The organism is Yersinia intermedia, assembly GCF_900635455.1.
Lineage (GTDB): Bacteria > Pseudomonadota > Gammaproteobacteria > Enterobacterales > Enterobacteriaceae > Yersinia > Yersinia intermedia.
Genome location: NZ_LR134116.1, coordinates 4372940 through 4388217, shown reverse-complemented (window position 1 = coordinate 4388217; position 15278 = coordinate 4372940). Strand labels below are relative to the sequence as shown.

Below are 15278 nucleotides of genomic sequence, written 5' to 3'. Positions count from 1 at the left end.
TGTTATGCTTGCTCCCGCAACCTCCGACTGCGCCAAATACCGTGATGGGGTTGTTGTTGCCAAGCCATGGCGGACACCGTATGCATCACGCTTAAATGTGACAAGACCCGCCGTAAATTACGTTCCAGCTCAGAGATCTGTGTATCCGGTGTGACATCCGGCATCTGCACGAAATCGTTATTACCTTCGCTGTTGTCCGACTCCAGCCTTTGCTGACACTGTTGAATGGCTATCTCACAGAGTTGTAAATAATCCGCCGCCAGTTCGACGCTGAGCTGAATGTGATGTTTACCTGGTGCTGAACTCCCCAAGGGATAGGCCCGTGTCAGGATAGTCATCTCATTGATATGCCCGACAATCAACTCACTGTGAGTGGCCCATAGCCGCATATCTGCCAGATATTTTGAGTTGAATCCCGGTTCTTGCATCGCCTGATTTAAGGAACTTAACACGGTATTACTGGCCTTATTCACTTCAATGCGTTCATAGGCCAGTTGGGTGATATCTGGTTCAGGTGTCAGCAGCAAGCGCAAAATCTTCTGATACGCCTCTAGCGCCTGATGGGCATTCTTACGCAGTAAGCCACTCTGCCACTGGGGCCACAGCCATAAGGCGCTGGCAAAGGCCAATGCGCAACCAATTAAGGTATCCAGCAGGCGTGGAACCAAAAAGTCAGCGCCTTCTCCGGTCAATAACTGCAAGATATACACAGTCGTGATAGTTCTAAAAATGACTGACCAGCCATAGTTTTTGCGTTGAACCAGATAGGCTATCAATGTGATGAGTAACATGATGCTCAGCGTGGTGCCTTCCGACATCTGAAAATGCAACAAGGTAGCTGCGAGTAACAGCCCGATAAAGGTACCGAGTGCACGGTGATGGATTCGTACCTTGGTGGCGTTATAACCGTTCTGCGTTACCAGCATCACCGTGAGCAGAATCCAATAAGGCTTGGGTAAATGAATTAAACTGCCGATATAGCTACCTGCTGCCAGTGTCACTCCCAGGCGAGCCGCTTCCCGCAGTGCGCCTGATTTGAACGACAGATAGCTGATCAATGCTGGCCAGAACGGCTGTGATTGTTGGCTGGACATCAGGTCACGGTCATACAGTGGCCGCCGGTCACTCAATAATTGGGTAATATGGCTGATATGGTAGTAGTAGAATTGTGCGACCGGGTTGTTCGGGTGTGCCTGTGCGATGTTTGCCAGTTCTGGCAGAGCATCATCGGCAGTAAAATGTTCAGCAGCACGGTGGTGATAGAGAATATCGTTGGCAATAGTGCGCATTTGGGCTGAGATTTTCTGGCAATTACGGCGCATCACCCCCTCAATCTGCGTTTGCTCCATTAACTCCTGTACTTTTTCTGGCTGAATCAGGGCCGCAGTAATGTGCTCTTGCAGATCGAGAGCCATTTGGAACAATCCCAACAACCGTTTCTGCTCTTTCTTCGTTGTGTTATGAATCAGATTAAATTGCTGATAAAGCTGATTAATCTTGTCCATAATCGCCTGTTGTTTGTCCAGCAGCGGCGGTATCGATTTTTCCGGCTCAAGGTGCTGAGCAAACAGGCTGTATTTGGTGTCACAATAATCGGCTAGCAAGTAATAAAGTTGACTCAAGGGTTCGCGGATCGGTTGATCCTTGCAGAGTCGGAACCATAACCAGTTAAACACACCATACCAAAGTGTCCCCACCGCACACAGTAAAGGCGCTTGCCAGATCGGGGCGCGGCCCACCATGCTGAGGCTAAAAATAGCAGCAATCAGGGCAGCCGGTAACAAATGGCTATTCAACTGGCTAATCGCCCCACTCACCCCCAAAACTAATGCCAGGCCGAGCATGACGGCGGGCAATGGAATATCCCATAGCAGCAGTTGCTGGGTTAGGAAGCTACTCGCAGTAAACAGCGTGCCGCCGACCAGCAGACGCCGGAAAAAATGTTGGTGTGGTGTATCCAGCGAGGCGATATTGCAACAGGCGGGTATCAGGGAAAACATCAAACCCAGTCGAAGTTCGCCGAGAGCAAACCCTAATGCTGCGGGCAGGCAGAGAACCAATGTTTGGCGCAGCGCGTAATTAACATTGGGCCGATAAATAACTTCAGGACGATAAATCAGCCGTTGCCATTTCATAAAGGCCCCAGAAATTTATTGATCACAAAAGATTAAAAAACGGGTGCCGACAGTATCGACACCCGTTTAGGGGGAATTAACGGGTGCCGTAGACGACAATCGTTTTACCGTGTGCGGAGATCAGATTTTGATCTTCCAGCATTTTTAGTATCCGCCCCACGGTTTCGCGGGAGCAGCCAACTATCTGACCAATTTCCTGGCGGGTAATTTTAATCTGCATCCCATCTGGGTGGGTCATGGCATCAGGTTGTTTTGCCAGATTAAGCAGCGTTTGTGCAATACGCCCAGTCACATCAAGGAAAGCAAGGTTACCCACTTTCTCAGATGTAATTTGTAAGCGACTCGCCATCTGTGAAGATAGGCGCATTAAAATATCTGGATTGACCTGAATAAGCTGACGGAATTTTTTGTAAGAAATTTCAGCCACTTCACAGGCGGTTTTTGCTCTAACCCAGGCGCTACGTTCTTGGCCTTCTTCAAATAATCCAAGTTCGCCGATGAAATCTCCCTGATTAAGATAGGAGAGAATCATCTCTTTACCTTCCTCATCTTTGATAAGCACCGCAACGGAGCCTTTCACGATGTAGTAAAGCGTTTCGGCCTTTTCACCTTGGTGAATCAGCGTACTCTTCGATGGATATTTGTGGATATGGCAATGAGACAGGAACCATTCGAGAGTCGGGTCTGTTTGTGGCTTGCCGAGAACCATTCGCTGTTATCCTCTGTTGTTATCGCTGCCTAACTTAACAGGGCTCAGAGTTCCCTGTACGGCGTGCTTATAAAATACACTTTCTCGTAGCATATTAATTTGCTCAACTGCCGAAAGGTATAGCCAAGATACGTACCGGATAGAAACCCTTCACTGAGTATTGAGAAGCTACCCTATTTAATTCTAGAAACAACACTTTCGGTTCTGTTTGTAGCACAGGATGAAGCCAGTGTCTTGTGTTGTATCGCTTCAGCATGATGAACGTCGGGTTACATTGCCAGTTTGTAAATGAAAGGGTAGTCTTAATCAGAAAATTTAACTGGGAGCAAGCGTTATGCAGGCACGTATAAAGTGGGTTGAGGGGCTGACATTTTTGGGTGAATCGGCATCAGGTCATCAGGTGTTGATGGACGGTAATGCCGGAGACAAAGCACCGAGTCCGATGGAAATGCTGTTAATGTCGGCAGGTGGCTGTAGTGCGATTGATGTGGTCTCTATTTTACAAAAAGGCCGCAATGATGTGCGCGATTGCGAAGTGTCATTAACTTCGCAGCGCCGTGAAGAAGCACCGCGTCTGTTTACACACATCAACCTGCATTTTATTGTCAGCGGCAAAGGCCTGACCGACAAAATTGTTGAGCGAGCCGTTGAGTTGTCAGCCGAAAAGTATTGCTCCGTTTCACTGATGTTGGGTAAAGCGGCGTCTATTACCCACAGTTTTGAAATTCGTGATATCGCCTAAGCAAACCCTTCGTACTTGAAGCTGCAGGGTTGTTAGCTGCGTTCGCTCACCTGAATCACTTACTTATGTAAGCTCATCGGGATGAGTTCGCTTGCCGCCTACCTGCAGCTCCAATTACTTTGGCTTGGGATAGCGCCAAATTATTTTTTCTCTCCAGCAGTTGCTATACTGCGGCCTCAAGAACGAAGGATATTAACCGATTTTCTTCCCTTCCAGCAGTTGCTGCACCAGCGGTGCCATAATCAGCTCCATTGCCAGCCCCATTTTTCCGCCGGGCACCACCAATGTATTGATATTCGAGATAAATGATCCTTGCAACATCGCCAGTAAGTAAGGGAAATCAATTTGTTCCAAACCACGGAAATGAATAACCACAAAACTTTCATCCAGTGACGGAATGGCTTTGGCAGCAAACGGATTTGATGTGTCGACGGTTGGCACGCGCTGGAAGTTGATATGAGTGCGTGAGAACTGCGGCGTAATGTAGTTGATATAATCATCCATGGAGCGGACTACGGAATCCATCACTGCTTCGCGTGAATGGCCACGTTCACCGGTATCTCGCACCAGCTTCTGTATCCACTCCAAATTGACGATAGGCACTACGCCCACCAACAGATCGACGTGCTTTGCCACATCATGATGTTCCGTCACCACACCACCGTGTAGCCCTTCGTAAAACAGTACATCAGTAGGTTGTGGCAATGCTTCCCACGGGGTAAACGTACCGGGAATTTGGTTGTATGGCACTGCTTCATCATAGGTATGTAAATACTTACGTGAGCGGCCAGTACCGTGTTCGCCGTATTCCGACACACTTTGCTCCAACTGGCCAAAGTCATTGGCTTCGGGGCCAAAATAGCTGATATGCCGGCCTTGATCCCGCGCTTTACGGATGGCTGCATCCATCTCAGGGCGGGTATAGCGATGGAAGCTGTCACCTTCAATTTGCGCTGCGCGAATATTCAGTTGCTGAAAGATCTTACGGAACGCCAGGCTGGTGGTGGTTGTCCCTGCGCCACTTGAGCCGGTAACGGCTATAACCGGATGTTTAGTCGACATATTAGCTGTAACTCCATGGAATTAGACCTTCAGTGGCCGGGCTGTACTTGCCTGTTTTTTATCGTTGATGATTATTTTTAGGGCAAAGTGGCGGGCTTGTCACCCTGTTTCACCGAATGTCTTCTTAACGGCGAAAGGACTATTGCTGCTCTTCTGCTCCGGCACGAAATGCGCTGCGCGGCATAATATTGATGGTTTCATGTAACTCGGACCACACCAATATGGCTTCACCGCTGATCAACTGGCGGCGTACATCCTCGACTTTTTGCGCTAATGAGCGCTCATGCTCGCCGTAATCGGTGCCCTCACGTAACACAAAGGCTTCAAGTAAGTTATCCAGCGTTTCACCGTCAACTTGCTGCCAGGGAACTATCATTACTGTTGCTCCAGATAAGGGGAAAGCCAGGTTGGAATTCGCTGTTCCAGCCACATTTGCGGGTGTTTCAATGAGCCACCGACGAAACCAACATGGCCGCCATGCTCGGTTAACTGATAGTCAATATTGCTTGGTAAGTCGCTAAGGTTTGGGATCACCTCCGCGGTCATGAAGGGATCATCTTTAGCATGAATAATGAGCAGCGGAGTTGTAATCTGCGGCAATAGCGGCAGGGCGCTGCAACGGCGATAGTAATCGACTGCATCATTAAAACCATGAATTTTAGCAGTTATGACATCATCAAAGTCTCTGATTCGCCGCAATCCTTTCAATTGAGCCAGATCCAAAGGCAGGCTTCCGGGATAATGCAAAAGCTTACGTGTGGCATTTAACTTTAGTTGGTTCAGTAAATAATGCTGATAGACCCGTGAGAAGCCTTGTTCCATACGATTAGCGCAGGGTTCAAGCATCAGTGGTGCTGATACCACCACTGCGGCCTGCAACAGGCTATCCTTGCCTTGCTCCGCCAAATACATCGCCAGCATATTGCCACCCAAAGAGACTCCGACGGCGGCGGTTGGCACCTGACCATAGCTCTCCCGCAGCCAGCGGAGAAAAAAGCGGGCATCGTCTGTTTCACCAGAGTGATAAATGCGTGACTTACGATTTGGCTCCCCACTGCATCCACGAAAATGCATCACCACCCCCAGCCAGCCTTTGGCTTGCCATGCACTTAACAGACCATGAGCATAAGGGCTGTAAAAATTACCTTCCAAACCGTGGAAGAGTACGACTCTGGGCTTATCTCTCGCCAGCTCGGGATTTTCACTCCAGGCCAGATCGACAAAATCGCCATCAGGCAGTTCCAGCCGTTGCCAGAATGGTTGCAATGTCACATGGCGTCTGACCAGCCGTGGCAGCAGTGTTTGCAGATGTGGATTACTGGCTCCGGCCAGTGGGCGAAATAATTCATGCATATAGTGAATGGAAATCATGTTGTTGCTCTTGTGTGATCAATAACACACTGTTAGCTTCATGGGTATATCGCGCATCATTTTGGGTGGGAGGCACCCGTCTCATGGAGCTGAGTTTATTTCTTTCAATGGTAGGTTTTCTCTGGGTTGCAGCTATTACCCCCGGTCCGAACAATATGTTGTTGACCTCTGCGGGGGCTAACTTCGGTTTTATGCGTTCTATCTGGCTGATGTTAGGCATTATGTTAGGCATGCAGAGCATGTTGCTACTGGTGGCCTTTGGTGTCGGTGGCCTGATTCTTATCTACCCCTCCCTCCATCTGGTTCTGAAAATTTTGGGTAGCCTGTATCTGCTATGGCTGGCATGGAAAATTGCCACTTCTGCCTATGAGAAATTGGAAACCAATGTCGCACCGCCAAAACCGCTGCGCTTGTATCAGGGCTGGTTATTGCAGTTCCTTAATCCCAAAGCCTGGTTGATGGGGCTAGGGTCAGTCGCCAGCTTCAGTATGACGGGGGCCGCCTATAATCATTCTATCGTAATGATAAGCCTTGGTATGTTTATGGTGAACCTGGTGGCCGGTATTATTTGGCTGGGTTTTGGTACTTTGATTGGTCGTTTATTACGTAGCCGCCGCGCCTGGTTTAGCTTTAATATCTCGATGGGCTTGCTGACGGCAGCCTGTGTGTTATTGATTTGGCATTAACCCTGGGGTTACTTAATGGCTTATAACTATTTTCATGTTGATGCTTTTGTCGGCGCAGGGTTATCCGGCAACCCGGCGGGTGTGTATCTGCTGAAGAAACCGTTGTCGGCAGCAGAGATGCAAAGTATTGCGGCCGAGATTAATTTACCGGAAACCAGTTTTGTCTGGGATGAAGGAGATAAATCGGCCATCCGCTGGTTTACGCCGGAACGTGAAGTCGACTTATGTGGACACGGCACATTAGCGGCGGCGCATGTGATGTTCAGTATCGTTAATCCTGGCTTGCAGGATATCTGTTTTCGCAGTGCCAGCGGTGACTTGTACGTCAAGCGCGATGGCGATAACTTCGGTCGACTGTCGCTGGATTTCCCTTCATTACCGCCCGACCAAATCGCTATTGCAGCAGAGTTGAGGGCATTGCTTGGCAGCCATATTCAGCAGGTATGGCAGGCAAAATCTCTGTTAGTGGTACTGGAAAACGAGCAGCAGGTACGGCAGTTACAACCCGATATTGTTGCGCTAATTGCCTATACCGGCCGTGGAGTGATTGTGACCGCGCCAGGTGATGAAGTGGATTTTGTTTCGCGCTACTTTACCCTTGGCAGCAATGAAGATCCGGTTACTGGCTCAGCCCATTGTACCTTAATGCCCTATTGGGTAGCGCGACTGGGAAGGTCATCACTACACGCCCGGCAGATATCAGCGCGGGGTGGCGAATTATTCTGCACCTTAGCCGGTGATCGTACCTTAATTGCCGGTGATGCTCGTATTTTCATGAGGGGCCAAATAGATATTTAAGTTAACCGCATAGACAATTCCTTCACGTTTTTATTATTCCTCAAAGGAATAAAGAATATTTTTTTATTCCTTTTGTCATATTACTCCTTCAGGTAACACTGTTATCTCAGAGCGCCCGATGCGCTCAGGGTCGCAGCAATAGCGAATAACACAGTTAACCCAGCGGAGTGAACCATGGCGATAACCTTATCTTCTGCAAGTATTACCGCCGCAATAGGCGGCTTCTTACGGCCAGGTGGTGCACTGTTAGCTCTGTCGCTGGTTGCCGCCAGTGCACATGCTGTTGATGTGACGGTGGCTTATCAAACCTCCGCAGAACCGGCAAAAGTTGCACAAGCGGATAACAGCTTTGCCAAGTTGTCCGGTGCCAATGTGGATTGGCGCAAGTTTGACAGTGGCTCTAGCGTCGTGCGGGCATTGGCCTCGGGTGATGTGCAAATTGGTAATATCGGCTCCAGCCCATTAGCCGTTGCTGCCAGCCAGAATGTGCCAATTGAGGTCTTCCTACTGGCGTCACAACTGGGAAGCTCAGAGGCGCTGGTGGTGAAGAAAGACATTAAAACCCCACAAGATTTAATTGGTAAACGTATCGCCGTGCCGTTTATCTCCACGACACATTACAGTCTGCTGGCAGCCTTGAAACATTGGGGAATTAAGCCGGATCAGGTCACTATCCTCAACTTGCAGCCACCTGCTATCGCCGCCGCCTGGCAGCGCGGTGACATTGATGGCGCTTATGTTTGGGCTCCAGCCGTTAACGAATTAGCCAAAACCGGTACCGTCCTGACCGATTCTGCTCAAGTGGGTCAATGGGGCGCGCCAACCCTGGATGTCTGGGTGGTGCGCAAAGATTTCGCCAAAGCTCATCCTGAGGTGGTGACCGCCTTCGCCCGCAGTGCACTGGCCGCACAGGGTGCCTATCTGGCCCAACCAGAACAATGGCTGAAAAATCAGCAGTATCTGGGACAGCTTTCGCGCTTAAGTGGTGTTTCAACCGATCAAGTGCCGGAATTGGTGAAGGGCAATACTTACTTGCCTGTGGCTGAGCAGATAACGCAACTGGGTCAGCCGGTGGATCAAGCCATCCGCGATACGGCCGCGTTCCTGAAAGAGCAAGGTAAGATCCCACAAGTTGCCAGTGACTATAGTCATTTCGTCACTGACCGCTTTGTGAAAGCAGTGCAGGCCACACCGCAGTCCTAGGAGCCATCATGCTAAACGTGCGCGGCCTGTGGGCCGAATATCAGGGCAAACCTGCCTTACAGGATGTGTCACTACAAATCGCATCTGGAGAGTTGGTCGTGGTATTGGGGCCGTCAGGTTGCGGTAAAACCACGTTATTGAATCTAATTGCCGGATTTATGGAGCCTTCAGCTGGCAGCATCACTCTGGATGATATACCGGTTCACGGCCCGAGTGCCGAACGGGGAGTGGTGTTCCAGCATGAGGGCTTACTGCCGTGGCGGGATGTGGTCAGCAATGTGGAGTTTGGCCTGCAACTGGCCGGGCTCAGTAAGCAACAGCGGCGCGAAACTGCCCTGAAAATGCTTCATCGGGTAGGGTTAGCCGGTTTTGAGCATCACCTTATCTGGCAACTCTCTGGTGGGATGCGCCAACGGGTAGGGATTGCTCGTGCACTGGCGGTTGACCCGCGCTTATTGCTGTTGGATGAACCGTTTGGCGCGCTGGATGCTTTTACCCGCGAGCAGATGCAAGAGCTGTTGCTGACCATTTGGCGTGATACCGGCAAACAAATTTTGCTGATCACCCACGATATCGAAGAGGCGGTGTTTCTGGCCAGTGAGCTGCTATTGCTGTCTCCAGGACCGGGGCAGGTGGTCGAACGACTGTCGTTGAATTTTGGTCAGCGTTATGCCGCTGGTGAACCATGCCGATCCATTAAGTCTGATCCTGAATTTATCGCTCGCCGCGAATATGTGTTGGGTAAAGTCTTCCAGCAACGGGAGGTATTGATATGAGCCTGCACAGTACGTTACGTAATCAAGCAATCACTTTGCCGGTTCACCGCGTACCGGCTAACGATGAACCCCCGCGGGTTGCCAGCAAGGCCGTTCGCTGTTTATCTGTGGGTAATGGCTTGTGGCTTAGTATCACTACTCTGATTGTAGTAGTCGCGCTGTGGTGGGCAGTGACGGCGTTACAGCTTATCAGCCCACTCTTTTTACCCGCGCCGCAGCAGGTATTACATCAGTTATTGGTGATTGCCAGCCCGCAGGGGTTTATGGATGCCACGCTATGGCAACATCTGGCCGCCAGTCTGGGGCGAATTCTCATCGCATTACTCGCTGCGGTCGCACTTGGTGTCCCAACGGGTATTGCGATGGGGCTAAGCAGCACCGTACGGGGTGTGTTGGACCCACTGATTGAAATTTATCGCCCCGTTCCCCCCTTAGCCTATTTGCCCCTTATGGTTATCTGGTTCGGTATTGGTGAAACCTCAAAGATCCTGCTGATTTATCTGGCGATATTTGCGCCAGTGACGTTAGCCGCAGTAGCTGGCGTGCGGAGTGTGGCACAGGTGCGGGTCAGAGCTGCCCGTGCATTGGGTGCCAGCCACTGGCAGGTTTTATGGTTTGTGGTGCTCCCCAGCGCCTTACCCGAAATCTTAACCGGTATCCGCATCGGGTTGGGCGTGGGGTGGTCAACGTTGGTGGCTGCGGAGCTTATTGCCGCTACGCGCGGATTGGGGTTTATGGTGCAATCGGCCGGTGAATTTCTCGCAACCGATGTCGTCATCGCCGGTATCAGCGTGATTGCCATTATCGCTTTTGGTATGGAGCTAAGTTTGCGGGCGATCCAACGCCGGCTAACACCTTGGTATGGAGCACAGCAATGAATGAACGCTTGGTCGTTACGCCGTTAGGGCCGCACATTGGTGCGCTGGTTGAGAATATTAATATTGCCCGCCCGTTGGGTGATAGTCAGTTTGAGCAGCTTTATCATGCGTTGCTCAAACATCAGGTACTGTTTTTCCGCAATCAGCCCATCACGCCATTACAGCAACGTGAATTGGCCGGGCGTTTTGGTGATTTACATATTCATCCGGTTTATCCGCACACCAAAGAGTGTGAGGAGATTATCGTGCTGGATACCCATAATGATAATCCGCCGGATAACGATAATTGGCACACCGACGTGACGTTTATCGCCAATCCACCATTAGGTGCGATTCTGGCGGCAAAACAGTTACCGTCAACCGGTGGCGATACCTTGTGGAGCAGCGGGATTGCGGCTTATGAAGCGCTTTCGGCTCCATTTAAACAGCTATTGGCTGGTTTACAGGCTGAGCATGATTTCGCGCATTCCTTCCCCGAGCACAAACACCGTGTGACACCGGAAGAGCATCAGCGGTGGCTACTGGCTAAAAAGAATAATCCGCCGATATTGCATCCGGTGGTACGTACCCATCCGGTGAGTGGGCGTCAGGCATTGTTCGTCAATGAAGGATTCACTACCCGAATCGTTGAACTGAGTGATAAAGAGAGCGATGCTTTGCTGCGTTTCCTGTTTGCGCACACCACCAAACCTGAGTTTCAAGTACGCTGGCGCTGGCAGCAGGATGATGTGGCAATGTGGGATAACCGTGTCACCCAGCACTATGCCAATGCTGATTATCTGCCACAGCGGCGGGTGATGCATCGGGCGACTATTCTGGGGGATAGGCCGGTGTACCGGCCCTCGTTAACGAGCGATTTGATTTAGTCTGTGATTAACAACGAGCGAGCGGCCGCCTCAACAGCATCAACGGTGATGTCGTCAACCTGTGGCCCGGCATGCAACAACACATGGCGGGTTAACGGGTACCAGCGGCGATACTTTTCTGGTCGGGACTCAAACAGTGCGACGACCGGTATCTGTAATGCTGAACTGATATGGACCGGCGCACTATCAGCCGAAATAACCACATCCAATTGACTGGCTGCGGCCACGAACTCATCAACTGACGGTGTTAATAAACTTCGTCCGTGTAAGCTCGCCAGTTGCTGTTCGCTCGGTGGTGCGATGGGATCATACAAAATCACTATATCGGCCTGATCACTGAGCTTCAGTGCCAACTGTTGCCACTTCTCCCACGACCAACGCCGTTGCGGTGATTTATTCGAGACAAACAGCCCAACGCGTGGCCGGTTTCGTTCACCTAATTCTGCCTGCCATTTCTCCTGCAATTGTGGGTCAGGATAGATATGTAATTTGAGCGTATCAATATCGACCTGCCCCAGTTCAGGTATCAGTGCAAAACCAGACAGCGCCTCATGGCGTATTGGCCGATTTGCCACATGGTCAGGATTGCGGTCATCGAATTCACTGCCAGGGGTATGCCAACGGCTATCGACCACATTAAGTTGTTTAGCGAACTGGATACTGTTTTTGTTCATGCCCCCGTTAGGGATAACCAGCAGATCAAAACGTAAACATCGCAGTCGCCAAATCAGGGCCAGACGATTAAACAGTGCCTTGATCCTGCCGGGTTGTTGGTTTCTTTCACATTGCTTACTGTAAACGTAGGTATGAACTGTGCTGATATCGGGGTTACGTGCCAGTGCATCGCGATTGTATTTATTTGCCAGCACATGAATTTCGGCTGCTGGCCAGCGCTGCTTTAATGCATGTAACAAAGCCGTGGTACAAACCAGATCGCCAAGGAAATCAATTCGGATGACCAAAATGCGCTGCATTTATACATATTCCCAGAAATAATTTTATGTCTTATTAAACATTAAAATTTCCTGAGTAATAACAAAAATAAACGTAAAATTGAGATCTATTTTGATAATGAATGCTTCTGCTGCGCATAACGCCATAGAGTGACTGAAAAACGTACCGCTCGCCAAAACTCACTGATATTGCCAGCGCCCTGAAACAGCGCTTTGGCTAAACCTAATGCCCTAAACTCAGCCGCGAGTGCCGAACGTTCTGGTGACGGGGGCAATCTCTTACGCATCAATCCGAAAAGATGGCCGCTCTCTTGATTCGCGTGACGTAACAGCGCACGGCATAACGGCGGTTGTTGCGTGGCAGAAAGATTAACCAGTGCGTTAATAATTTTAAGATAGCTATGGGCGCGAGCCAACAAGGCTTGGGGTGACGGAGAGTGGGTGATGGAGTGTGGATTGGTGCGATAACCATAAAATGGCGTATCGCAGAAACCGACACGCTGTACGACAAGTGCCAGATGAGTGGTCCACAGAATATCTTCATGTAGCATTTCAGGGATAAATGCCAGTTGATGGGCAGTGACCAGTTCGCGCCGAACCAATTGTAGCCACACATAATGTGGCCATTCATTGTGTTCAATACTGCGGATAACCCATTGCTGGCCGCTGAGTATCTCGCTCCACGGCTGTTTATGTAATAAGGGGCGGCTGGGCGTGAGGTGGGGATCAGCGGTAAATGTAAAACCATTACCTATCAGTAAATCCAATTGTTGCCGATTGGCCTGCTGTAACCAGGTCGATAAAGCCTCAGAGGCCAGCCAGTCGTCCCCATCAACAAAAGCAAGCCAGGGTGCGGTTGCCCGCGCGATTCCGGCATTCCTGGCGGCAGAAAGCCCCTGATTGGCTTGATTAACAATGACCAGCCGTGGATCACGGCGCGCAGCGTCTGCCAATATCGCCAGGCTGTCATCGGTCGAACCATCATTGACGGCGATGATTTCCAATGACACACCGGACTGTTTGAACAATGAATCCAATAGTTGTGTGAGGTAAGCGGCACAATTAAAAACCGGCACCACCACGCTAATATCCTTATTAGTCATGACCTTATTATCCTTAATACAGGCGTTTTCTGAAAGGCGGGTTATCCCGCTTCAAATATCTTGGTGAGGCTCTCCAACTGCTCCTGAGCATCTAGCCATTGCATTTCAGTCTCTTCAAGTTTGGTTTTCACTTGTGTCTGCTGCTGTAAACATTGGGTCAAATCAGCCTTACGTGCAATATCATATAAGGCAGAATCAGCTAATCGCTCTTCAATGACCGCCAACTCGGTACTGAGCTTATCCATCTGTTTTTCTAGCGTCATAATTTGCTTACGCAATGGCTGAGTCTGGGTTCGGAACTCCGCTTCTCGGCGTTTTTGATCTTTACGCTGTTGGGCACTGTTACCGGACAACTCTTTTGCCGGATTATCCTGCTGGCTTTGCTGGCGCTGCGCGTCCACCAAGAACTGCTGATAATCTTCTAAATCGCCGTCGAACTGTTCCACTTTGCCATCATGCACCAGATAAAGGTCATCGGTAGTGGAACGCAGTAAATGACGGTCATGGGAAACCACCACCAATGCGCCTTCAAAATCAATTAAGGCTTCGGTCAGCGCCTGACGCATATCAAGATCAAGGTGGTTGGTTGGCTCATCGAGCAGCAATAGGTTAGGGCGCTGCCAGATAATCAGTGCCAGTACCAAACGCGCCTTTTCACCGCCGGAGAAGCGGGCCGTTGGGTCAGTAACCTGATCGCCCTGAAAACCGTAGCCACCTAAATAGTCGCGCAGTTGTTGTTCCGACTCTTTGGGCGCCTGGCGGCTCATGTGCTGTAGCGGCGATTCATCCGCACGCAAAAATTCCAACTGATGCTGGGCGAAGTAACCCAACTTAATCCCTTTGGATAAACCAATCTCACCGCTTTGTGGCTCTAATGTGCCAGCCAGTAACTTAATCAGCGTGGATTTACCGGCACCATTGCGCCCCAATAGACCGATGCGCGAACCGGGTACCAGATTGAGCTTAATGGACTGCAAAATCGTACGATCGCCGTAGCCTGCGCTCACTTTCTCCATGCGAAGCAAGGGATCCGGCAAGCTTTCTGGTGTGCGGAAGCTGAAGTGGAACGGATTATCCACATGGGCGGGTGCAATCAGTTCCATCCGCTCAAGCATCTTGATGCGGCTCTGGGCTTGCTTGGCTTTAGTCGCCTGGGCACGGAAGCGATCGATATAGCTCTGTAAATGCGCCACTTTTTCTTGCTGATGCTGATACATCGATTGCTGCTGAGCGAGCTTGGTCGCTCGCTGGCGTTCGAAAGATGAATAGTTACCGGTATATTCATTCAGCGTCTGCTGTTCAATATGCAAAATCTTATCGATAATAGGATCAAGGAAATCGCGGTCATGAGAAATTAATACCAGCGTACCAGAATAGCTTTTCAGCCACTTTTCCAGCCAGATAACCGCATCTAAATCCAAGTGGTTGGTTGGTTCATCCAGTAGCAGCAAATCAGAGCGGCAAACCAGCGCTTGGGCCAGGTTAAGGCGCATGCGCCAGCCGCCGGAAAATGAACGTACCGGTTGTTGTAATTGATCTTGAGAAAACCCCAGTCCGTGTAGCAAACTGGCGGCACGGGACTGAATCGTCCAGGCCTGGATGGCATCAAGTTTACCGTGCACGGTGGCAATGGCATGACCATCGTTTTTTTCATTAGCGGCCTGAAGTTCGGCCTCCAATTGGCGATATTCGCGATCCCCGTCGATAACATACTCTATCGCCGGAATATCCAGTGCCGGGGTTTCCTGATTAACCCAGGCCAGTGCCCAGTTACTGGGGAAAGTGGCATTGCCCCCATCGGCGCTCAGTTCGCCTTTGAGCAACGCCAGCAGGGTGGATTTACCACATCCGTTTTTGCCGACCAGCCCGACCTTTTGGCCAGGATTAATCGTTGCTGTAGCGTTGTCCAGCAAGACGCGGGTACCACGTCGTATTTGAAGCGAAGAAAAAACAATCATAGAGTGCCGTATGTTAAATTGTCATGGTATTAAGGTAA

The 15278-nt window shown here is 50.2% G+C and carries 15 protein-coding genes; 7 read left to right on the top strand and 8 right to left on the bottom strand.

Features of this window, described 5'->3' with window-relative positions; translation table 11 throughout:
• Positions 1–2 precede the first annotated feature (2 nt).
• On the bottom strand, positions 3–2135 hold the full coding sequence (locus EL015_RS20180) for a YccS/YhfK family putative transporter (RefSeq protein ID WP_005186182.1): 2133 nt from the start codon (positions 2133–2135) through the stop codon (positions 3–5).
• A gap of 76 nt (positions 2136–2211) precedes the next feature.
• Positions 2212–2844, bottom strand: a complete 633-nt coding sequence (gene crp / locus EL015_RS20175) for a cAMP-activated global transcriptional regulator CRP (protein WP_005186183.1) — start codon at positions 2842–2844, stop codon at positions 2212–2214.
• 334 nt (positions 2845–3178) lie between these two features.
• Here crp and EL015_RS20170 point away from each other — a divergent pair, with 334 nt between their 5' ends.
• Positions 3179–3586 (top strand): OsmC family protein, encoded by a 408-nt coding sequence (locus EL015_RS20170; RefSeq protein WP_005186184.1) that lies wholly within the window; start codon positions 3179–3181, stop codon positions 3584–3586.
• A 192-nt stretch (positions 3587–3778) separates the two neighbouring features.
• Here EL015_RS20170 and EL015_RS20165 read toward each other — a convergent pair whose 3' ends face one another.
• The 3 genes from EL015_RS20165 to EL015_RS20155 form a co-directional block, all read right to left on the bottom strand.
• Positions 3779–4648: a phosphoribulokinase gene (locus EL015_RS20165; RefSeq protein WP_005186187.1), complete on the bottom strand. Its 870-nt coding sequence runs from the start codon at positions 4646–4648 to the stop codon at positions 3779–3781.
• 139 nt (positions 4649–4787) lie between these two features.
• Positions 4788–5024 carry a YheU family protein gene (locus tag EL015_RS20160; RefSeq protein ID WP_032906589.1) on the bottom strand — a complete coding sequence of 79 codons (237 nt, stop codon included), beginning with the start codon at positions 5022–5024 and terminating at the stop codon, positions 4788–4790.
• Positions 5024–6001, bottom strand: a complete 978-nt coding sequence (locus EL015_RS20155) for a hydrolase (protein ID WP_032906618.1) — start codon at positions 5999–6001, stop codon at positions 5024–5026. Before EL015_RS20155 ends, EL015_RS20160 begins: the two co-directional genes overlap by 1 nt.
• Positions 6002–6102: 101 nt before the next feature.
• Here EL015_RS20155 and EL015_RS20150 point away from each other — a divergent pair, with 101 nt between their 5' ends.
• The 6 genes from EL015_RS20150 to tauD all read left to right on the top strand — a co-directional run bounded on the left by EL015_RS20150 (position 6103) and on the right by tauD (position 11226).
• Positions 6103–6705, top strand: coding sequence for a LysE family translocator (locus EL015_RS20150; RefSeq protein ID WP_032906591.1), 603 nt, complete (start codon positions 6103–6105; stop codon positions 6703–6705).
• A gap of 15 nt (positions 6706–6720) precedes the next feature.
• Positions 6721–7503 carry a PhzF family phenazine biosynthesis protein gene (locus EL015_RS20145; RefSeq protein ID WP_005186196.1) on the top strand — a complete coding sequence of 261 codons (783 nt, stop codon included), beginning with the start codon at positions 6721–6723 and terminating at the stop codon, positions 7501–7503.
• A 174-nt stretch (positions 7504–7677) separates the two neighbouring features.
• Entirely contained in the window at positions 7678–8706 is a 1029-nt protein-coding gene (tauA, locus tag EL015_RS20140; RefSeq protein ID WP_005186199.1) for a taurine ABC transporter substrate-binding protein, read from the top strand.
• Between the two features lie 8 nt (positions 8707–8714).
• Positions 8715–9482 carry a taurine ABC transporter ATP-binding subunit gene (gene tauB / locus EL015_RS20135; RefSeq protein WP_005186200.1) on the top strand — a complete coding sequence of 256 codons (768 nt, stop codon included), beginning with the start codon at positions 8715–8717 and terminating at the stop codon, positions 9480–9482.
• Positions 9483–9589: 107 nt separating this feature from the next.
• Complete coding sequence (tauC, locus tag EL015_RS20130; protein WP_408068452.1) at positions 9590–10360, top strand: taurine ABC transporter permease TauC; 771 nt, start codon at positions 9590–9592, stop codon at positions 10358–10360.
• Entirely contained in the window at positions 10357–11226 is an 870-nt protein-coding gene (gene tauD, locus EL015_RS20125; protein WP_032906595.1) for a taurine dioxygenase, read from the top strand. The genes tauC and tauD overlap by 4 nt, the downstream gene beginning before the upstream one ends.
• Here tauD and EL015_RS20120 read toward each other — a convergent pair.
• The 3 genes from EL015_RS20120 to EL015_RS20110 form a co-directional block, all read right to left on the bottom strand.
• The gene (locus tag EL015_RS20120; protein WP_032906596.1) at positions 11223–12200 is read right to left on the bottom strand and encodes a glycosyltransferase family 9 protein; all 978 of its coding nucleotides are present in this window, start codon (positions 12198–12200) and stop codon (positions 11223–11225) included. The two genes, tauD and EL015_RS20120, sit on opposite strands and share 4 nt — an antisense overlap.
• Before the next feature lie 86 nt (positions 12201–12286).
• On the bottom strand, positions 12287–13282 hold the full coding sequence (locus tag EL015_RS20115) for a glycosyltransferase (RefSeq protein ID WP_005186203.1): 996 nt from the start codon (positions 13280–13282) through the stop codon (positions 12287–12289).
• 41 nt (positions 13283–13323) lie between these two features.
• The gene (locus EL015_RS20110; protein WP_032906597.1) at positions 13324–15240 is read right to left on the bottom strand and encodes an ABC transporter ATP-binding protein; all 1917 of its coding nucleotides are present in this window, start codon (positions 15238–15240) and stop codon (positions 13324–13326) included.
• Positions 15241–15278 lie beyond the last annotated feature (38 nt).